Origin of the sequence: Sorangium sp. So ce381, assembly GCF_051473845.1 — a bacterium.
Lineage (GTDB): Bacteria > Myxococcota_A > Polyangia > Polyangiales > Polyangiaceae > Sorangium > Sorangium atrum.
On the sequence record NZ_CP150336.1, the window covers coordinates 10,694,786 to 10,716,137 of the forward strand.

Annotated in this window: 11 protein-coding genes; 5 read left to right on the forward strand and 6 right to left on the reverse strand. The window is 71.3% G+C overall.

Annotation, left to right across the window (positions count from 1 at the left end; genetic code table 11):
• Window positions 1–215: 215 nt before the first annotated feature.
• A complete protein-coding gene (locus WMF29_RS40165; RefSeq protein ID WP_437325368.1) occupies window positions 216–923 on the reverse strand; it encodes a TetR/AcrR family transcriptional regulator in 708 nt (235 codons plus the stop codon).
• Window positions 924–1,004: 81 nt separating this feature from the next.
• Here WMF29_RS40165 and WMF29_RS40170 point away from each other — a divergent pair, with 81 nt between their 5' ends.
• The gene (locus tag WMF29_RS40170; RefSeq protein WP_437325369.1) at window positions 1,005–2,702 is read left to right on the forward strand and encodes an FAD-dependent monooxygenase; all 1,698 of its coding nucleotides are present in this window, start codon (window positions 1,005–1,007) and stop codon (window positions 2,700–2,702) included.
• Between the two features lie 250 nt (window positions 2,703–2,952).
• A complete protein-coding gene (locus tag WMF29_RS40175) occupies window positions 2,953–6,045 on the forward strand; it encodes a hypothetical protein (protein ID WP_437325370.1) in 3,093 nt (1,030 codons plus the stop codon).
• A gap of 88 nt (window positions 6,046–6,133) precedes the next feature.
• On the opposite strand, the gene WMF29_RS40180 is transcribed toward WMF29_RS40175, so the two are convergent.
• The 3 genes from WMF29_RS40180 to WMF29_RS40190 form a co-directional block, all read right to left on the reverse strand.
• Window positions 6,134–7,258, reverse strand: coding sequence for an alpha/beta hydrolase family esterase (locus WMF29_RS40180; protein WP_437325371.1), 1,125 nt, complete (start codon window positions 7,256–7,258; stop codon window positions 6,134–6,136).
• 2,320 nt (window positions 7,259–9,578) lie between these two features.
• Window positions 9,579–10,211, reverse strand: a complete 633-nt coding sequence (locus WMF29_RS40185) for a glutathione S-transferase family protein (protein WP_437325372.1) — start codon at window positions 10,209–10,211, stop codon at window positions 9,579–9,581.
• A 609-nt stretch (window positions 10,212–10,820) separates the two neighbouring features.
• The gene (locus tag WMF29_RS40190; RefSeq protein ID WP_437325373.1) at window positions 10,821–16,205 is read right to left on the reverse strand and encodes a hypothetical protein; all 5,385 of its coding nucleotides are present in this window, start codon (window positions 16,203–16,205) and stop codon (window positions 10,821–10,823) included.
• Between the two features lie 233 nt (window positions 16,206–16,438).
• Between WMF29_RS40190 and WMF29_RS40195 the strand changes: the two genes are divergently transcribed.
• Entirely contained in the window at window positions 16,439–16,705 is a 267-nt protein-coding gene (locus WMF29_RS40195; protein ID WP_437325374.1) for a hypothetical protein, read from the forward strand.
• Window positions 16,706–16,827: 122 nt separating this feature from the next.
• Here WMF29_RS40195 and WMF29_RS40200 read toward each other — a convergent pair whose 3' ends face one another.
• Both WMF29_RS40200 and WMF29_RS40205 read right to left on the reverse strand, forming a co-directional pair.
• Entirely contained in the window at window positions 16,828–17,676 is an 849-nt protein-coding gene (locus WMF29_RS40200) for a formylglycine-generating enzyme family protein (protein ID WP_437325375.1), read from the reverse strand.
• A gap of 26 nt (window positions 17,677–17,702) precedes the next feature.
• Window positions 17,703–18,797 carry a PEGA domain-containing protein gene (locus WMF29_RS40205; RefSeq protein ID WP_437325376.1) on the reverse strand — a complete coding sequence of 365 codons (1,095 nt, stop codon included), beginning with the start codon at window positions 18,795–18,797 and terminating at the stop codon, window positions 17,703–17,705.
• A gap of 163 nt (window positions 18,798–18,960) precedes the next feature.
• Here WMF29_RS40205 and WMF29_RS40210 point away from each other — a divergent pair, with 163 nt between their 5' ends.
• Window positions 18,961–20,649, forward strand: a complete 1,689-nt coding sequence (locus WMF29_RS40210) for an AAA family ATPase (RefSeq protein WP_437325377.1) — start codon at window positions 18,961–18,963, stop codon at window positions 20,647–20,649.
• A gap of 47 nt (window positions 20,650–20,696) precedes the next feature.
• A complete protein-coding gene (locus WMF29_RS40215; RefSeq protein ID WP_437325378.1) occupies window positions 20,697–21,287 on the forward strand; it encodes a hypothetical protein in 591 nt (196 codons plus the stop codon).
• Window positions 21,288–21,352: the final 65 nt, after the last annotated feature.

Below are 21,352 nucleotides of genomic sequence, written 5' to 3' on the forward strand. Positions count from 1 at the left end.
TCCCCTCGTGGGGCCCACCTTGCATCTTCGATGGCCGACATGGCCATTCGCTCACGCTGCCGAGAGACAGAAGGGGGTCCAGTGCGCCGGGTGTCGTGGGCCGCTGGCGTGGCGGGTAGAGCGTCAGGAAGAATTACTGTCGGCTTGACAGGGCCTGGGGAGCTCACGGCTCTTCACCGGCGAGCGGCGGGCCTGCGCGCGCCGGCTCACGCTTGCTACGCGCCAAAGGAGCCCACGCCGTCGCGGAGCAGCGCGAAGCCGCGCTTGGCGATGCGGCCGAGCGCGGCGCGGATCTTCTTGTCGGGCTCGCTGCGGAGCAGCCGCGCGCGGTGCTCTCGGATGATCGTCCACTCGAGCGCCGTGATGAGCGCCGCGATGATCTGAGGAGCGGGGTCGTCGCCGCGCGCGCCCACCGCCTCGCGCAGCGCGTCCGCGAGGAGCTCCTCGCTGCGATCGAAGAGCGCGCGCTCGCGCGCCTTGAGCGCAGGGCTCGCCTCGATCGTGGCGAGGAACGGCAGGACCCTCGCGCCCTCGTAGACCGACATCGCCCCCTTCTCGCGCAGGCCCCGCTCGAGCGCCGCGAGCACGGGCTCGCCCGGGCGGCGCGCTCGGACCATGCGCGCGGGCTCTCCTCCGACCTCCTCGCCGCGATCGAAGAAGAGATCCTCCTTCGTCGCGAAGTAGTTGAAGATCGTGTTCACCGAGACGCCCGCGGCCTCCGCCACCTCGGCGACGGTCACGCGATCGAAGCCGCGCTCGATGAACAGGCGCGTGGCGACGTCCGAGATCGCGAGCCGCGTCGCCTGCTTCTTCCGCTCGCGCAGGCCGGCCGGCGGCGGGGGCGCCTCCGGCTCGGCGCGCTTCTGCGCCGGGGCGCGCTTGGTCGCCGGGATCTTGCGGTCTCTTGAAGATTGGTGTGACATAAAATTTGCACTCACTATAAATTTGGATCTACTCTCAGTATGTACCAGCCGGAGGCGAGGCTCATGACGCAAATGACGCAAATGACGCAAATCGACGGTGACGAGGTGGAGCGGGTGAAGGTGCTCATCGTGGGCGGCGGCGTCGTCGGCCTGTCCGCGTCGCTCTTCCTCGCGCAGCACGGCGTGCCTTCCCTGCTCGTCGAGCGCCACGCCGGGACGAGCATCCACCCCCGGGCGCGCGGCGTGAGCGGACGGACGATGGAGCTCCTCCGCGGGCTCGGGCTCGAGGCCGCGGCGCGAAAGGCCGGAGAGGCGATCGCGCCGAGCATGGGCGTCTACAAGGGGCGGACGCTCTCCGAGGTGATGGCGTCGCGCCGCTCGAACGGGCTCGTCATCCGCTGGCTCCGCGAGCGGATGATGCGCGGCGAGGGATCGCCCAAGAGCCCGACCTCGCCCTGCCGGGTCACGCAGGACCACCTGGAGCCCGTGCTCCTCGAGGCGGCCAGGGCGCGCGGCGTCGACGCGCGCTTCTCGACCGAGCTCGTCGAGCTCACGCAGGACGCCGAGGGCGTGACGGCGACCCTCCTCGATCGAGGGAGCGGGGCGCGGCGGCGAGCTCGCGCCGACTACGTGATCGCGGCCGACGGCGCGCGGAGCCCGGTGCGGACCTCCCTCGGCGTCGGCCAGAGCGGCCGCGGCGTCCTCACGCACCAACTCAACCTCTACTTTCGCGCCGATCTCACCGAGCTCGTCCGCGGGCGGGAGTTCAGCATGTGCCTCGTCGAGGACGGCGATCTCCGTGGGCTCTTCGCGTCGGTCAACAACACCGATCTCTGGGTCCTCCACGTCCCGTTCGATCCCGAGAAGGGCGAGCGCGCCGAGGACTTCGGGCGCGAGCGCTGCGCGGAGATCATCCGCCGCGCCGCGGGCATCCCGGATCTCGCGGTGGAGCTCAAGGGCGTGATGCCCTGGCAGTCCGCCGTGCGCGTCGCCGACGGGTTCCGCCACGGGCGCGTCTTCCTCGCGGGCGACGCAGCGCACGTGATGCCGCCGTGGGGCGGCTTCGGCGCGAACACGGGCATTCAGGACGCGCACAACCTCGCGTGGAAGCTCGCGGCCGTGCTCGCGGGGCGCGCGGGCGAAGGGCTGCTCGACACGTACGACGTCGAGCGGCGGCCCGTCGCGCGCGCCGTCGCCGACATCGCGGGGGACATGAACGACGAGCGCGGGCTCATGACCGGCAGGTCCGGGCTCGCGATGCTCTGGACCATGCGGCGCGCCTTCCCGTACTTCGTGGTCGGGTACGGCTACGCCTCTGAGGCTGTGATCCTCGATCCGGGCGCGCCTCCCGGCCCGGGCGCGACAGATCTCCGGGGGCGCCCGGGCACGCGCGCGCCGCACGTGTGGCTCTCGCGGCAGGACGCGCGCATCTCGACGCTCGATCTCTTCGGGCGCGACTTCGTGCTGCTGGCGGCCGAGGGCGGCGACGCGTGGTGCGAGGCGGCGCGCAAGCTCGCGCGCCGGACGGGGATCCCGCTCTCCGCGCACCGCGTCGGCGGCGACGTGGAGGATCCGAGCGGCGCGCTCGGCGGCGCCTACGGGATAGGGCGCGACGGCGCCGTCCTTGTCCGGCCTGACGGCTTCATCGCCTTCCGCGCGCGGACGGCGAGGGCGGCGCCGGAGGACGTCCTCGCCGACGCGCTCGCGCGAATCCTCGTCGCACCGGCTCTGCGGGCCGCAGGCCGTGGCGTGAGCGCGGCTCCCTGGATGCATGGATGAGTTGCTACGATTCCGCGGGGGCGAACCGTCGCGAGTTTCCGGCGCAATCGACCGAGCTCCGGTCATCCGGCCTCACCTTCGAAGGCACGGATAGTCGGCCCATGACGAGGTCGCGTTCGAGGCGTGGCGTGGCCACGAATCACGCGCGGGAGACGGCGCTGTGGCTGCGTCTCCTTATCCCTCGGCCCCCTGGACGCGCGTCGTCGCTCGCGGCATGAATACGGCGTCTGCCTCGAGCATCAGAGGCGGCATGGCAAGACCGTTCGAGTCCATCGGTTCGACTTCCGGGCTTCACCGGCGTGCCTCCGCCGCCCTGCTCCTCGCCGCCTTCGGCCCCACGAATGAATGCGGTCCGAGCGGGCCCGGCAGCAGCAGCAGCGGCGGCGGCGCGGGCGGCGGCGGGTACAGCTCCGCAACCACAGGAGACGGCGGCGGCGGCTCCGCTGCCACGGGCGGCGGCGGCTCCGCTGGCCACGGCGGCGGCGGCTCCGCTGCGACGGGCAGCGGCGGCTCCGCTGGCCACGGCGGCGGCGGCTCCGCTGCGACGGGCAGCGGCGGCTCCGCTGGCCACGGCGGCGGCGACGAGAGCACCTCGACCGGGAGCGGCGGCTCCCCGGCAACATGCGTGCCGGGATCCATCGTCGCGTGCTACGCCGGCCCCGAGGGGACCAACGGCGTCGGGCGCTGTACGGCCGGGACGCAGACCTGTCGTCCTGACGGCTTCGGCTACGGGCCCTGCACGGGTGAGATCACCCCTGCTGCGGAGCTCTGCGCCACGCCGCAGGACGAGAGCTGCGACGGCGACCCCCATTGCCCGCAACCGGCCGCCTGGGCGCGCGGGTTCGGCATCGAGCCCACCTATCCCACATCGACCATCGCCGTCGACGCCATGGGGAATTACTACATGCTCGGCGCCTTCAAAGGAACGGTCGACTTCGGCACCGGCCCTCTGACCAGCGCCGGTGACAGCGACGTCTTCCTTCTCAAGCTCGACCCCTCGGGCGCGCCGCTCTGGAGCAAGCGCTTCGGCACCCCCTTGCGCGAGACAGGAGATACCCTGGCCATCGATGGGAACGGCAACGTCCTGATCGCCGGCAACTACGAGGACGACTTCTCTGGCATTGGCATGGAGCTCGACTTCGGCGGGTGCGCCCTGCCGCCTCCGCCCGATCGTTCCGGGCAATTCATGGCGAAGCTCGACCCCGACGGCAATCACATCTGGAGCGATGGATTCCGCTTCTGGCCTTCGCATCCTACCTGGGCGACGAAGGTGGCCATCGATGCTCTCGGCGACGCGTACCTCGCCATCGGGCTGGAGGACGCGACAGCGGTGGTGAAGCTGGACGCGATGGGCAATGTCCTCTGGAGGCGTAGCACTCCGGGCAGCCCGAGCTTCCACATGAACCTCGCGCTCGACAGCGCCGGCAACGTGGTGACAGTGAATGAAGCAGGCATCGACGGCGACTACATTGCCCTCTACACGTACGTCTCGAAGCTCTCTCCGGATGGGGATTTGCTCTGGTCCCGGAGATTGGACGACTACGGCTTCCGTGGCAAGGTGGCGGTCAACTCGGCGGGCGAGATCCTCGTGTTGGTCGCGGGAGCTCTCATCAAGCTGGATCAGGACGGCGACGAAGTGTTCACCCAGCCCGCCCGCCACACCGGCAACATCGCGGTCGACCCTGCCGACAACATCTTCCTCGGCGGGCGTGGGCTCACGATGCTCGACCCGAGCGGCACCGAGCTCTGGACGCGCGACTTCGCGGCCTCGGTAGCGGACATAGCCATCTCCCCGAACGGCGCGGTCGCCGTCACCGGCGTCGTGAGTGGCGCTGTGGACTTCGGGACCGGCCCGATCGCGTATACAGAAGGCTGGGATATCTATGCTGCCACATTCAATCCGCCGGCGAGCGGCGACAACGGCGAGGGAGGCGGCAGCGGCGACGGCGACGGCGGCAGCGGCGGCGGAGACCCGTCCGAGACGTGCGTGCCGGGCTCGGTCATCGCGTGCTACTCCGGCCCTGCCGGGACCAGGGGCGTCGGCCCCTGCGCTGCGGGGACGCAGACCTGCCGGCCCAACGGCCTTGGCTTCGGCGCCTGCGTGGGCGAGGTGACGCCTGCCGACGAGCTCTGCTCCACGCCGGAGGACGAGAACTGCGACGGCGACCCCCATTGCCCCATGCTGTCGTGGGCGCGCGGGTTCGGCAGCACCGGCGCCGACGAGGGCCTGAACATCGCGAGCGATGCCGCAGGCAACTACTATGTCGCCGGCACCTTCACAGGGACCGTCGACTTCGGCGCGGGCCCTCTGACCTCCCCGTTCAGAAGCCACTTCCTGCTCAAGCTCGATCCATCGGGCGCGCCGCTCTGGAGCGAGCGCCTGACGAGCGGCCACCCGCTCGTCATGGCCGTCGATGGCAACGGCGACCTCCTGCTCGCCGGCACCTACTCGGGTGGCGCCGACAGGGTGTTGAACCAGTGCCTCCCCCCCTTCGAACCGGGCCACAATACCGTGGGCTTCGTGGCCAAGCTCGACCGCGATGGCAAGGCCATCTGGAGTCAAGCGCCCATCTACACGTCGGACGCGATCGAAAGCTACAGCGTTCCCGAGCGCATCGCCGTCGATGCGCTCGGCAACACCTACCTGGTCTACGCCGACCTTTGGGCGAACGGTGCCTATCTGTTAAAGCTGAGCCCTGGCGGCGATGTCCTCTGGAAACACAGGATCACGCCCCCTCCCGACGAGGAGGACTATTTCACCACCCTGGAATACCACGCCGATCTCGCGATCGACAGCGCGGGCAACGCGCTGACCGTGACCGCACCGCAGGCCGACGCAGGGTATCTCACGGTCAGCAAGTTCGACCCGACCGGCGCCGTGCTCTGGAGCCGCCCGTTCGCGCCGGATCCGTCGATCGCCCCTGGCGGCGCGTGGAAGGCGGACTGGTCGGTGGCCGTCGATGCGGCTGACGAGGTCTTCGTGGCCGGCACCACGGACGGGACCGTCGATCTCGGCGGCGGCGTGCTGCCCGCCGGCCCCGCGCTCCTCAAGCTGGACGCCGCGGGTGCCCACGTGTTCAGCGACTCGATCCCCTTCGACGACGCGCTCGCGGTCGATTCCGCTGGTAACATCGTCGTCGCCGGAGACGGGCTCGCCAGGCTCGACCCGAGCGGCGCCGAGCTCTGGACCCTCAGCTTCGGCGTCAGCGCACATGGCATCACGATCTCGCCGAGCGGCGTGATCGCCCTGACAGGGGCTGCGAGCGCGGCGGTCGACTTCGGGACCGGCCCCATCCCCCACGCCGGCGGCTCCGACATCTTCGTCGCGACGTTCAATCCCTGAAACCCATGGGGGGAAGGGCGCCATGTCGAGGCGCCCCGAGCGCGGCGCTACGCGCGGGCGAGGGTCCCGTCCGCGCCGAGGACGTCGGTCAGAACTGCTTGAAGAACTTCCACGACTCGATGGGAATCCAATTCGGATTGCCGTCGATGTTCGTGTGCCCGCCGCCGAAGGTGCACACCCGCGTCGGATGTTCCGGATCGCAATCCTGGAAATCGAAGCAGCTGTACGCGCCGTTTGAAGTCGGGATGTTGTTCGGGATCGTGCAGCCGTTGTCTTCGGCTTTTTCGAGGGCGATGAACTTGGCCCCTCTCTTTTGACCTTCGTTGTTCACCCAGGGGCAAGTCCCGTCGCTCATGCCCGTCGTGTGCATCCAAGCGATGGGCTTATGTGTCTTTTCAGGCAACCAGATGTTGTAGTTGGCCGGGGCGATGCCCACGGCCGCACGGATCTCCGCTTGATGGTTCGTCGACAGCGAATAGGTGATCATCCCTCCGAAGCTGAAGCCGGTCGCGAACACGCGGGTCGTGTCGTAGCAGACACTTTCATTCATGAGCTTCATGATGTCGTCGAACAGCGCGTGGTCCTTCTCTTGCCACGTTGCACCGTCCGAGGAGGGGGCCACGAAGATGGCTTGCTCTCCGTCGGCCTCCAGCTGCGGTTTGAGAAAGTAGAAGTCTTGCCCCTTGACGTCCTGGTAGCGGCTGCCGATCCAATGCGAGGTGTAGAACAGCCGGTAGGGCTTGTTCATGTCGTAGTTGCGGGGCATATCGACGTAGTACACGCGATTTTGGCCCGAACTCGAGATCGTATACTCCTTGCTCGTCAGCGTGGTTGCCTTGCCGCACCCCGCGCTCCGCACAGGCGCGTTCCCCAGGGGAATGGCTCCTTCGGGCCAGCCACCCGTGCCATTACCGCCGCTGCCGGTCGGCTCAGCCCCGCCATTCCCGCCGCTGCTGTCACCACCAGTCCCGGCCGCGGTGGTGCCGCTGGAGGTCGCAACGCCGCTGCCGCTGGAGGTCGCAACGCCGCTCCCGCTCGCGCTGCCGCTGGAGGTCGCAACGCCGCTGCCGCTCACGCTACCAACGGAACTGGTCGCCGTCGCTCCGCCCCCTCCGTCGTTGTTCGAGTCGGACTCGGCGGGGGCGCACGAAATCGCGACCCAACTCGCAAGGGTGACACCAAAGGCGAGTCGGCTGAACGTTTGATGTTGCATCACAGGTCTCCTACGTACCGGAATCAGGTGAAAAGGAAACAAAACGATTCGAGCGTATCAAGGGCGACTCGCCACGCTCGCTTCCGCGACGACTGAGCGACCAGGATCGGTGTAAAAATCGACCGAATGGATCAGATTGACGGAGAGCTCGGCGCTCAGGAGGACCCGAGCAACCCGAAACAAAAGGATGGCCCTCGACTGGACTGTGAACGTTCACATTGCCGGTGTCAATTCCAATCGACCGGCCCTCGGGTATCTTCGGGCCCGAGGGAGGACATGGCTGGCAGGGCTCCTTCGGAGCGCCGCGTTAAGAGGGGTGGGCGCCGGACTGCCCGACCACAATCGTACTGCCGGCGTGTCATGTTGCCGCGGCCGATGCGGAAACCGTGCCGCCATGGTCACTGAGCCCCGGAACATCGTCCCTCCCGGGGCTCGCCCTACCACGGATCAGCCCGCCCTTGCGCTCCGAGGCGCCCGATGGTGCGGCGACCTTGCAGGAAGGCTCCAGTCCTACAGGGTGAGAGACGCTCGAATCTCCCGGTATCGGTTCCGCTCAGGGTCGCATCGGCGCTGGATATTTCCTGCGTGACTGCATGCTCCTGCTGCGTTCGCCGTCCTCGCGCTCATCGGCTGCTCCACGCGGCCGCAAACCCTACGAGACGACGTCGCTCACCTTGGCCCTCGACCCGCCGCGATTGGAGCCACGTGGCCGACGCCAACAGCTGCCTGTTCATGCAGGGCGGGGCCTACGACGAGGCGCACGATCGGGTGGTGGTGCTCAGCGGTCTCGCGGCCGACCACGTCGGCGCCGACCGCTCGCGGAGCACGAGCACGCGTCGCCGTGGTCGTCGGGCGCCACGTACACGCTCGCGGGGGCGCGCGGGCCGCCGACGTCGTTGCCGCCGCCGCTGCCACGGTTGCCGGCGCCGCCGTTGCCCCACCATCCGATGCGAGACGGCACATCGATGCCTCGACAGCGCTGCATGCAACTGCACCATACCCCTGCTTCCTGGCGCGGCTCGCTGCTGGCCACCGCCGGAGTGCGCCCATGCATGCAGGCAAAAATCTCAGTTCACAAGGCTTCAATCATGGCCGCAACGTAAAGAACGTGTTTCCAGCCAACGTACGAAATCTCGCGAATCTGGGCCCTGGACTTCCAGTCCCTGCGGCTCTCCACCCGAACAAGCCTGTTGAACTTGGGTCCCGGATGGCGACCCGCAACCGAGCCACATCAATCGCATTCTGTATAAAATTTCGAAAATCCGACTGCATTCGATCGTTGTCGTTGTTCGCGATATTGATCATCTGCTGCAGCCGACGACGAACCCCCGGATCGTGGTTCGGATAATCGGAGAACCCATCAAACTGATTGGCGGCGCGAATGATGTCGATCAAATTTCTCGCCCCGGGTGCCCCGAACTGAGAAGGATCGCTCGCCAATCGATTCTCCAGAACCCGTTGCATCCACCCCATACTGTCCAATGTTTCTGTGGCCAGGTAGTCTGCGTGGGAAGGACCGCGGGCCTCCGACATCAACAGTCTGGCGACAGCTCCAGCTTCAGTGGCAGGATCCGGCAATTCTATCGCAACGTCGACCACAACCCTTAGTGTCGCCTGGATTCCGGACCGTGTCTCCGCAGTCACCGTTACAGGGCCGCTACCTGATGTTGTAGCAAGGGCTTTGAGGTAAAACGAAAAATTGCCAACGGCGCGTATGCGAGGTGTGCCGTCGACGCTAATTACATCAGGATCACTGCTCGTTATTCTGGGAACACCATCCGGGCGTGGAACATCGGCGATCCCGAGGCTGGCCGAAGAGTTCCCTTCGGTGCTCGATATGTGAATCGTCACAGCCGTAACATCTGTTCCATGTCGCCGAAAACGCATATATCACCTTCATATAGCGCAAGGCCCGAATCGACGCTTTGCTTCTGCATCACTCTCCAGGCCTGTGCAAGGCCAGGATCTCGCCGGAAACATGACCGTCCGTAGCGCAAGCGCCCGATCGACGCCAGCGTGATCGTCGGCGCAGCGCCGGTTCCCTGTCCCCCTTCGCGACGAAGGAGGAAGCTCGAGCGCCGCGTCGGGAGGTGGACGAGCTCGCCCTCGAAGGAGGCGACCTCGTCGCTCCACGAGGTAGAGCGATTCGAAGCCGCGCGCCTCCACGGCGCGCGCCAGCTCTACGATGCCGATACCGCGATCGATGACGAAGTGGGTAATGCCGCGGCGGATAGGCTCTCTTACCACGTCGCCGTAGCGCACAGCGCAGGAAGAGGACGCGGCGCTCGCCGAGGCGCTCCGCTCAATCCTTCGGGGCGCTCTACGCCCCAGGCATCTTGAGGCCGCGCTCGTCCATCACGGCTTTGTTGCGCGCCTCGCTCTTCGCGTACGCCGGGCGGGCTTTGACCCGCTCGGCATATCCGGTGAAGCTCGGGCGCGGCTCGAGCATCTTGAAGTCGAGCATGTACGCGATGGTGCCGCCGAAGATGACGTCGGCCATCGAGAACTCCTTGCCGAGGACGAAGTCACGGCCGGAGATGGCCGATTCCATCGTCGCGATCATGTCGTCGTAGTTGCCCCAACCGGCGGCGCCGGCGCGGAACTCCCAGTTGCCGGCCTTGGCCATCGAGCCGGGCTCGATGACCGAGGGGGCGAAGAGCGACCAGCGAAAATAAGTGCCGCGCGCCGCGTCGTCGAGCTTCGGCGCGAGGCGGCCCGGGGCATAACGATCCGCGAGATAGAGGCCGATCGCCGCGGATTCGGTGACGACGGTGTCGCCGTCGACGAGCAAGGGCAGCTTGCCCATCGGATTGAGCTTCGTGACGTCCTCCTTCTTCTGATCGCCGGCCATGATGTCGACGAACTTGAGCTCGTACTCGGCGCCGACTTCCTCGAGCATCCACACCGTGTTGGCGGCGCGCGAGAACGGGTGGTGGTAAAGAACGATGGCCATGGTGGTGTCTCTTTCTCCGTTCGTTTCCGCCGGTCGGTCGGCGGCGCGGCGGAGGCTACCAGAGGCCGGCCCCGTTGGGCGCGGCGCCAGGTGCGGCAGATTTGAATTCCTCTGCCCGCAGCGTTCATGGCTCGCGCCTCGGCGCGTGGCGACCTCGACCGCTACCCGGCGACGCGGCGGCGAAGGGCGCCCCGATGGGCGGCACCGGAGCCGCCCTCGGCGGCGAAACAGGCGGAAAACGATGGCGATCGCCGCTATTTTCGGCGGCCGCTCGTCATCGGCCGTTTTTTCTGACGGGGTTTCTGAGAGGCGGAACCAGCACTGAAAGCCCATTGACCCTTGCGAGCTGGGTCGATGCGGAGTCGTGTTCCGATCGAGAGTCCTAGTCCGATGGGAACACCGGCGCGGCGCACGCGTCGTCCGGCGAGAGGGCGCGCGCCCCGGGCGACGGAAACGGCATCTCCAGGACAGGCATCGGCTGGTGGTGAGGGCGGCGCCTCAGGCGCGCCTCGCTCCGGTGCCCATGCGGACACGCCCAGGCTCTCGCGCTCGGCGCGTGCTGCCTCGGCCCCTCCGCGGCGCGCGCCGGCGCCAACCGGGCAGCCTGCTTCAGGGCTCTTCCCACGAGGGCTCGACGGCCGACCGCTCGCGCTCGATGCGCCCGCTCCCCTCCTCCTGCCGCTCGCGGAACGGCGTCGACGCCGGGGGGAAGTCGCGGAGACCGCGGCGGGCCGTGTAGTCGTAGCGGAGGAAGGCCAAGCCCGAGGCGCGCGGCGACGTCTCGGCTGGGCTCGGGACGTCGAACAGGAACGTCCCCTCCACGCCCAGCGAGACGCGGTGCCCGCGCGCGAGCCAGCTCCAGAACGTGAGCCCCGCGGTGAACGCGTCGCGCAGGAAGGCCTCGTCGCGCGCCTCGTTCACCGGCCGGTAGCTCGCGAGCCAGCCGAGCTGGATCCACGGCCACAGCCCCCGGCCGGGGAGCAGGTCGAGGTCGAGCGTCGCGTCGATGCGGTCGAGCGCCGACGGCACCGGGCTCAGGCGCAGCGACGTGCCCGCCGTGACGAGCGCGTCGACGAACGGCCGGTACCGCAGGCGCGCCCCGAGCGAGGCCTGCGTGTCGTGCTTGGCGCCGTAGGACGTGTAGACGTCCTTGTCGGCGCCGCTGAAGCCCCGCAGCGACTCGTCGACCGCGAGCCACGTGAAGCCCGCCCACGGCGAGAGCGTGAGCTCGCCGAGCGGGATGGACCAGAACGCGGTCGCGGCCGCCCTGGCGCCCATGGCGTCGCTGGCGTCCGGCTGGAACACCACGCGGCCGCTCAGCGAACCGCCGGGGACCCAGCCGCTCGAGCTCAGGTCGAAGCGCGCCTCCGCGCCGAAGCTCTCCGGCCCGTCGCGCAGGCGGCCGAACCCCGCGGCCGCGATCCAGGCGCGCCGCTCGATCAGCTCGCGGTGCACGTCGAGGCCGAGCTCGAGGAAGCGGACCGGAAGACGGAAGTCCTCCTCGGTGAGCTCGCTGTCGACGAGGCGCGCGTAGCCGCCGACGGAGAGCGGCCCCGGGTCCGGGTCCTCCCCCACCGGGGGCGCCGGGCGGAGCAGCTCGTCCGCGGGCGCGAGCGGCGCGGGCGCGGGCGGCGGAGCGGGCGGCGGCACGCGGGGGCGGGGCGCGCCGCGCGCGACGGCGAGCTCGACGCGGAGCAGCGCCCTGCCGCCGGGCGAGGCGACGCGCAGCACGTGCGGGCCCTCGGGGAGAACGGCGACGCGCGACTCGACCTCGCCGCCGAGCCAGAAGAACGGCTCGCGCGTGACGCCCAGGCGGCGCGCGGCGCGGTCCTCGGAGGCGTCGAGCGCGAGGGAGCCCTCCTCCACCGCGCCGCCGCCGGCCTCGCCGCCGGCCTCGCCGCCGGCACCGTCGAGCGGCGCCACCGAGAAGCGCAGCCGGCCGGAGGGCGTGACCGCGGCGACCTCGGGATGGCAGGCCGGATCCCCGCCGTCCACGGGCGCGGCGCGCGCGCGGGGCGACGCGCACTCGTAGGCGGCGCGGGCGCGGATGCGCACCACGGTCGGGCCGACGAACGCGAGCTCCAGCGGGCGCGCGGGGTCGATGTCGTTCCATGTCGACAGGACGCGGCCCGAGAAGGGCTGCGCCGCGCCGGCCGCGGTGGCGCGGATCCAGCCGAGGACGCTCCGGTCCGCCGGAGGCCGCGCCTCGATGCGGTGGCTGCCCCGCGGCACCTGCACGACGCAGCGGTCCGCCGTCGGCGCGAGCGCCGCGGAGCACGCGACCGGCTCGCCGTCGAGCGCGATCGAGAACGCGCAGGGGGTCTCCTCGCGGTCGAGCGCCCGGCAGACGCCGTCGAGAACGATCGCGCCCGGCGCGGCGCGGTCGAGCCGGAACTCGGCGCGCGCGCCGTCGGTGATGAGGAGCGACGCCTCCGGCGCGTCGACGAGCGCGCGCCGCACCCGCACGCGGAGCGGCAGATCGCGATCGGCCCTGGCCCGGATCTCGAGCGTCGCCGTGCCGGCCGTGGCGTCGGCGCGCGGCGGCACGGCCCAGCCGGTCACCGGGGCCAGCCGCGCGAGGGCGGCCGGCGGGAGCTGGACAGGCGGCGACGGCGCGCCCGGCGCGGCGCCGGCGGGAGGAGCGATGGCCGGGCCCTGCGCGGCGTTCCCCGAGGCTGCGGGCGCGGCGCCCTGCCGACCTGCGGAGGCCTCGCGGGCGGCCTCCTGCACGGCGAGCTCGGCGAGCACGAGGGCGCGCAGCGTGAGCCGTCGATCGGGCGCCGGGGAGGCGGAAGCCACGTCGGTCGCCAGGTTCGCGGCCCGGGAGAGCGCCGCGGCGGACCGGTGGGCGAGCCCGATCCGGGTGAAGGCGTCGGCGGCGATCTGCACCTCGCTGGAGCGCTCGGCGAGGAGGCCGAGCAGCAGCGCGTCCGCGCCCGCGCTGTCGCCCGCAGGGCCCGCGAGCAGCGCGACGCCGCGCCGCGGATCGCCGTTGGCGCGCGCGCCGCGCGCGGCCGCGAGGGGCGCGCGGTCGTCGGGCAGCGGGAGCGGCGGCACGCGCGCGGGCAGGCCGAGCGGGACCGTCACCGGGCTGCCCGGCGGCAGGGAGAAGACGGTGCTCGGCGGCGCGCCCGCGGTCGACGCGCCGGGAAGCTGCGCCGCGTCCCAGGGATCCTCCTCGGCGGGGCGGTCGAGCGCGGCGAGCGCCGGGAAGCCGAGGGCGTCGAGCGCCGCGGCGCGCTGCGCGTGGAGCGCCGCGTGGGCGGGCGAGGGGGCGGCGCGGAGGGCGCGCGTGGCGCCCCGGATCTGCTCGAGCGTGCCGTCGACGGGCGCGCCGTCCGGCGGGCGCACCGGCGTGACGGCGCGCGGCGCGCCGGGCGCGGCGGGGTGCAGGCGCACCGAGGCGCGGAGGAGCGCCGGCGCGTCGGTCTCGACGCGCAGCTCGCGCGCGCCGGCGGGGACCGGGACGTCGATCGAGCCCGTGGCGCCGGCGCGCACCCAGGCCTCGTGGACGGCGGCGCCTGCGCGCACGCGGAGCACGCGCGCGGGGCCATCGGCTGGGGGCGATGGGCCTTGCGCTCCGGGCGCCATCGCTGCGGCTCCAGGTGCCGGTGCTGCGGCGCCCTGCGCGCCGGGCGCCGGCGCAGCGGCGCCTTGCGCTCCGGACGCCAGCGCCGCCTCGCCCATCACGGCGGGCGGCGCGATGACGACGCGGGCCACCGTGGCGCGCTCCGGGTCGGGGAGCGCGAAGGTCGCTGCGCCGTCGACCCAGGCCCACTGCACGATCTCGCGCAGCGACGCGCACGGGGCGCGCCCGCTGCGCGGGATGCGCGCGAGCGCCGGCGGAGCACCCGCCGGCCGCTGGAAGGTGCGCGCCCCGGGCGCCACGGCGACGACCGACGTGAGCCCGGCGCCGCCATGCACCGCGGCCGGCGTGCCGTCGATGAGCACCGACGACTCGGGGACCACCTGGTTCGAGGCGCTCCGCAAGAGCACCCGCGCATGGGCCCCCGGCGGCGCCTCGACGTCGATCCGCGCCCGCTCGGCGTCGAGGACCGTCCAGCGAAGCCCGGACTCCGCGTCCACCTCGCAGAAGCCGTCCGCGGCGGCGCGTCCCGACGCGCCGCCTTCCGCGGGCGGCAGCGCGTCGCGAGGCTGCGCGATCGAGCTCCACGCGGCCACGCCATCGGGGATGTCGAGCGCGTCCCACGGGGCCTCGCGCGCCCAGGCGGTGCGCGCGAGCGGCGCCGCGCTCTCGACGTCGCCATGGCCGAGCGCATAGCGCTCCGCGAGCGGCGCCCCCGCTGGCCGGCGGCCGTCGCGCGGCGGCGACATCGCCGCGCCCAGCGCGGACACGGCCGCGATGTCGTCCGGGTGCGCGCGGCCTCCGCCGCGATCGCGCGGTGCCCCTGCCCCGGGCCCAGCGGGCCCGGACCAGGGCGCATCCGCGGCGCCCGGTTCCGCGTGCGCCGCGGCGAGCCGCGCGAGGATGGCGCGCTGAAGCGACGTGGCGCCCGCCGCCGCGCGGCCCTGCGCCGCCGCATCGCCTTGCGCCGCGGCAGAGGCCTGCGCGGCCGTGTAGGCCTGCGCCGCGCGCGCGAACGCCGCGCCGGAGGAGGGCGCCCACCGCACCGACTCCGCGAGGACGAGCGCCCGGAGCGGCGGCGGCACGGCCTTCCGCGCGGCGAGGTCGAGCGCGGCCTTCGCGGCGGCCGGCGCGAAGGCCCGGTCTGCGGCGGCGAGGAGCCGCGGCGCCTCGGCGTGGACCGGCGCGCGATCGCCGGCGCCGACCAGATCGCGCCGCGCCGCGCGATCCAGCAGGGCGGCGCGGTCGCGCTGCGGCGCGAGGAGCTCGGCGACGCCGGCGCGTTGCTGGTAGCCGCTGGCGGCGACGGCGACCTCCCCCTCGACGACGTCGACCGTCGCCGCGCGCGCATCGACCGGCAGCGGCACCCGGATCCACCGCGGCTCGCTCCAGCGCACGGCGTCCGCGAGCCGCGACCCGGTGCGGACGACGAGCTCCCGGACGACGGCGCCGCCGGCGCGCACCACGACGCGCGTGGTCCCGTAGGCGCGCGCCCGGAGGGCGATGCGCAGCACGTCCGCGCCGGGCGCGCGGAGCTCCAGCCGCGCCCCGGCGCCGAGCGAGCGCCATGGCGTGGCGCGCTCGACGGCCGGGAGATCGGGGCTTTCGCGGCCTCCGCGCGGCTCGACGCCGCGCGCCACGAAGTACGGCTCGACGAGCGGCCGGAGGAGAAGCGACTCCTCGAGATAGCGCGCGGTGAGCCATGCGGCCGCGGCCGGGTCGAGGCGCGCGGAGGGCGCGCCCGCCGCGGCCGGGGCGGCGAGCGCCGCGCGCGCGGCGTCGACCCAGCGGAGCAGCGCGCCCGCCTCGCCCGGCGCGGCGGCCGGCGCGGGCTCGCGGCCGCCGAGCCATGCGGCGACGTCCTCGTCGAGGCGATACCAGGCCAGCGGCGCGCGCTCCCGTGCGGCGACCCGCACGACGACCGGCGTGCTCCCGGCGCCGCGCGCGGCGGCCGCGCGCACGACGACGAAGCGCGCGCTCGACCACGTCGGCACCGCGACGTCGCGCGCGCCGGCCCTGAGGGGAGGCAGCGGCATCCAGGTGATCACATCGGGCACGCTCCCGACGCCCGAGCCGAGGCCGATCCCCGCGACGTCGCCGCGCAGCTCCAGCCGGTCGCCTGGGTCCACGGGCACGAGGAGCAGCTGCCCCGCGGCGAGCGCGACGGGCCCGGTGGGGTCGGCTGCGACGGGCGCGGCGCGCGCCTCGTCCGGAGCCGGGGCGCCCTGCTGCGGGCCGTTGCTCCACGCCACGACGCGGACGCTGGCGGGCGCCACCCAGGCGAGAGGCTCTGCGGCGGCCGCTTCGCGTGCGCCCAGAACGCCGTGGGCGACTCCGAGGGCGAGCACGAGCGCCGCGGCGAGCAGCGCACGGCGGGCGGCGGCCCCGGGGAAGGCGTCGAGATCCACGGCGATTATCCTTGCACCATGCCCACTTACGCCCCGCGCGCCGTAAGCTACCGGGCTACCCGATTTCCGGGTTCGAGCGCAAGCGCGCGATCGGCAAGGGGGGCCTGCGTTCCCGGGAACCGGTCCGGACCGCCCGCGGGACCCGGAGACGCTCCCGGGCGACCGGTCCGACCGTCTCCGGAACGCCGGAAACGCTCCCGGTCGACCGGTCCGACAGCCCCGGAGCACCGGAAATGGTTCCTGAAAGCAATCGAATCGACGACACCACAGGCCTCTACGTCATCCAGCCACCGGAAGAGCTCTCCCTCTCCCCCGCATTCGATGACACGCATCCGTTCAGGAAGAAGATGTCGCGGCGGATCGAGGAACGGAAGACCCATTTCGACGCGTGGAACAATGTGCAGCGCAAGAATCGAGAAACAGTTCAAGGAGAAAACTCCGAATATTTCTCGATCATCGGCATCAACGGTGCGACGGGAGGCGCTGCGCGGAGGGGATAATCTCGATGGGCCGCCTCTCTGAGACATCGGCCAACACGTTCTCGGCGACCGCGCTCTGCCGCTCTCGCGTGTGAGCACCGGCGGCAGGCCCGTGCGTTCGACCGCGTAGCGTCGTCGCCCCTCTACTCGCCCCGCGCGCAGCGGAAACCGTAGAAAGACAGCGTCCGCTCCGGCAGCTCGCCGATACGGTACGTCGGGCTGAGCGTCTCCTCGGTGTGGGAGAACGCCCCTCCGCGGGAGCCCCTCCCGTAGCCTCCGTCGGTCAGCGCCGCGCAGTTGTTGCACGTCTCCGTCAGATCGGCATGGTAGTCGAGGACCCACTCGAACAAGCTCCCCGCCAGATCGGCTTGCCCCCATTTCCCGTCGCCCGCCGGGGATTTCGACCCGACAGACGGGATCGGGCACACAGTCGTCGTGGTATCGCAGCCGTACACCGCCAGCTCCTGGCTCGGGGCCTCGTCTCCCCACGGATAGGCGCGCTGCTCGTTCCCCCCGACCGCGGCGTAGTTCCACTCCGCCTCTGTGGGCAGCCGGCCCTCGTCCCAGGCGCAGAAGGCGAACGCGAGATACCAGCTCGCGCAGTTGATCGGCGCTGCCTCGTTGCCGGCGGGCTCGTCGGTCCACGTCCGAAAATTGGGGTCGCATTCCAGCGAGGCCCGCAGCTCGTCCTGCCCCGCGGGCAAGCTCGCATCCCACGCCGCATCCCAGCCGCTGCCCTGGATGAGCGGATGGGCGCCCGCTCCCGCCTTCGGCCTGGTCGCCGGGTAGCCCGCGACGAACTGCCGGAACCGACCCACCGTCACCTCGAAGCGATCGAGCTGGAAGTCGGCGACCGTGGCCGGATAACGCGCGTCGTTCAGGCGGTTGAACTGGCCGCCCACCACCACGCCCGCCGTGGGCTCCACGTCAGGGATGCACGCGCCCGCCGCGACCAGCGGGATCGCCATCACCGAGAGAGCTCTGAAGAACACCACGCGTCTTGCCTCGACCGTTCGCATCAGAAGCTCCCGGAGATGCTGGCGCCAGCGCCGGACGGCGCTATCCACGGGAGCGCGACGGCCGCCGGCGCCTCTTCGCCGCCCGATCGGACGATCCCATAGGCCGCCACCCCCATCGCCACGAGCCCCGCGGCGCCCAGGCCGACGAAGAGGCCGAAATCGCGGTTCTTGCGCGCGTTGTCGGACGCGAAATCATAGCCGGGATCGCAGTACGTCCCGCCGGCGACATCGCGGCAGCTCTCGCGCAATGCGCTGATCGCGGAGAGGTCGTCGATCAGGAACCCGACCGACGCGCCGGCGAGAGCGATCCCCGCGGCTCCGGAGATCCAGGCCCAGGTCGGGGCGCCCCCGCCTCGCGCCTCGTTCGCCTTGGTGGGCGGCTTCGTGGCGCCGGCCGCGGCCGCGGCCGTGGCCGCGGGTCGCAGCGTGAGCTCGACCGTCGTCGTCTCGCCCTCCGCGAGCGTGATCGAGCGGGTCTCTGCCTCGTGCCCGGGGGCGGTCGCGCGGATCTCGTGCGGGCCAGGATCGACCGGCAGGGGCTCTCCGAGCGCGGCCGCCGGGAGCGCCGTGCCGTCGCGCAGCACCTCCATGCCGGCAGGCGCGCCCTTGACCACGATCACGAGCTTCGGTACGCGCGGCTCGAGGGCCGCGATCCCCTTGTTCGCGACCTCCTCCAGGCTTCGTCGCCGCTGCTCCCCGGCCGTCTCGCGGTTCAGGACGAGGGCCCGGTGGTAATCGTACCACGCCGTCGCGAGCTTGCCCTCGCGCTCGCGGCAACGCGCGATGTTGATCTGGGTGCTCGCCGAGGGGTTGAGCGCGAGGCTCGCCTCGAACTTCGGGCACCCCGCCGCGTCGTCCCCCTTGTCGACGAGCGCGCGCCCGGCCTTGAAGAGCGCCTCCGCGGCCACCGGGTCGCGCCCGGGCTCCTGCGCGTGCGCCGCCGCGCCGCCGAGCGCGACCGCGACAGCAGACGCGAGGCCGGCGAAGGCGCGCGCGCCTCGCGCGCGGCCAGCACCACGACGGGTGTCGGCGAGGCGAAGGATGGGCACCGCAACAAGGCATTTCCCGAGCGGGCTCGTCGTCGTTTCCGCCATGTGTGCTCGTTCCGCTGCAGCGCACCGGGTGGGCGCGCGGGGAGACCCTACAACAAAAAGGGCGACACGACCAACCCGTCAATGAGCGCGCGCATGGTTCGGCTTGACGAGGAGAGCCCCTTCCGCTGCCATCCGCACCGCTCGACGTAGCTCCCACGCAGCTGTGCGGCGCGCGGCGCGTGTACACCCGGACGCGACGGACCGCGGCAGCGGCGGCCATGGCGACATCGCAGGCGCGTGCGAAGAGGCACCGTGCCAGTTCATCCTTGCCGGCGATAAACGCTTTCAGGTGGCCCATTTGGCTGCACACCGGCAGGGATTGGTCAGCCGACGCCGCTGCTCTCGGCGGGCCGGTTCCACGCCCTTGAGCCGGATGCCGGCTCAGTTTGACTTCGTCGACACCGCACCGGCACGAGCCGCTGGCGCCGCCCGCTTCGCATGGCCGGCTCGACCTCCGAGAACCGCTGGCCCGCGGGACTCATGTGCTGTAGGCTCTGCCACAAGGGCGCCGGAAATGATCACCCGCATCGAGATAGACGGGTTCAAGTCCTTTCAGGGCTTCGCCCTCGATCTCGAGCCGTTCTCTGTTCTGATCGGCCCGAACGGAGCCGGAAAGTCGAACCTGCTCGACGCGCTCTCGCTGCTTGCGCGCCTCGCGGGTAGCCCGCTCGCCGCGGCCGTCGGAGAGGGGAGAGGGCGCATCCGCGAGCAGTTCCGTCGCCGAGACGAAGAGCCGGCCACGACGGTCGAACGCGGCTTCGGTGCCCTCGCCAGCATGGCGCTCGCGCTCGAGGTGATCCTGCCGCATTCCACGGTGAGGGTCGGCCTGCGCGACGTTCCGCTCCAGATGACGCGGCTCCGTTATGAGGTGAACATCGAGCTTCAGCAGCTCAGCTCCATGAGAGAGCGGCTGACGGTCGTCCGCGAGGTGCTGCGGTCGATGACGTCGGGCGAGGACACATGGCTGGAGCGCCATCCGACTTTTGCGTCGCGCATACGCCATGGCGACGGCAGCGCGCTCATGGAATACGAGCGAGCTCTGACCGTGGCGGATCCGAGCGCGCCCCAGTTCTCGATGACAGCGACCGTGCAGTATGTTCCCGAGGCAACGTTTCTCTCGGAGCCAGAGATGCAGGCTCGCTCGCCGCACCTGCGCGCCGTCGCCGAGGAGCTCAGCGGCCTGCGCGTCATGCACCTGGAAGCCCAACGGATCCGTGAGCCGAGCGAGCCTGGCGCACCAGCGGGGCTCTCGGCAGACGGCGCCAACCTGGCGGCTACGCTGGCGGCGCAGAGCCCCGGCGCGATCGCCGAGATCCGGGCGGACGTTGCGAGCCTCGTACCTGGAGTCCGCACCTTCGAGGTCGTCGTCGAGGGCGACACGCTCGTCGTGCAGATGGAAACGTCCGATGGCCAGCGCCTCCCCTCGCGTGTCCTCTCCGACGGGACGCTGCGCATCCTGGCGCTCTCAACAGCGCTCCGCGCAGACGCCTCGAGCGCGTTGATCGCGATCGAAGAGCCGGAGAACGGGCTCCACCCTGCACGCGTACGGACGCTCATCGAGCGGATCCTGGAGGCGACGCAGCGCCCCGTCGCCAGCGACACCGAATCGGCTGCCGCTGGCACTACGCAGGTGCTGATCACCAGCCACTCTCCAGTCGTCCTCGCGGCCCTGATGGATCACCCGGAGTGCATCATGGCGCTCGACCTGGTACGGCTGGGCAGCGGGCTCCGGCATACACGGGTACGCGGGGTTGCGCCTGCCGGTGTCATCGATCGCGAACGGTACATCTCCACAGCAGAGCTCCGGCGCATCCTGGAGACGGCCAGCCCCGCGGAGCTCGCGGAGGCATGACGTATCTGTGTGCAGGGCTCTTCGCCGAGGGAAAAACGGACTATGCGTTGCTGCTGCCGCTCCTCGATCAGCTGATCCCCGCGCTCGCCGCCAAGGTGCTTCCCGAGGTGCCCATGATCGGCCCGAGCGTGGGAATCGACGCCCCGGCCCGCACGTCACGGCGGCGCGACGTCCGGATCGCAGCATCCATCCGCACGTATTGGGAGCAATGTACGCTCTTCGTCATCCATGCGGATGGATCGGGCGATTCCGAGCGGACGCTGCGCGAGCAGATCGAGCCTGGGCTGGAGCTGGCCCGGGCAGAATTTGCCGATCTGGCGGCCGCAGCGTGCGTTCCTGTGCGCGAGATCGAGGCATGGCTCCTCGTCGACGCGCTGCCATTCCAGAAGCTTCTGCCGCCGATGTCGCCGCTTCTGTTACCGGCCGATCCAGAGAGCGTGCTCGATCCAAAACGCGCGCTCGACGAGGTCCTCACGGCGAGCGGCGGCGGTCGCCTCTGCGGTGCCGATCTCTACGATTTCTTCGGCGCCAACATCGACCCTCGGACGCTACACCGGCTGCCTGCGTTCCGCCGGTTCGAGGAGCAGCTCGCCGCAGCGATTCTCGCGGCTGCGCGGCCCCGAGCCGCGCACGCCTGATCGAGCCACGAGCGGCCGACAGCGCCACTACCGAGGTCCCTGGAAAACTCACTCTTCCAGGTCGC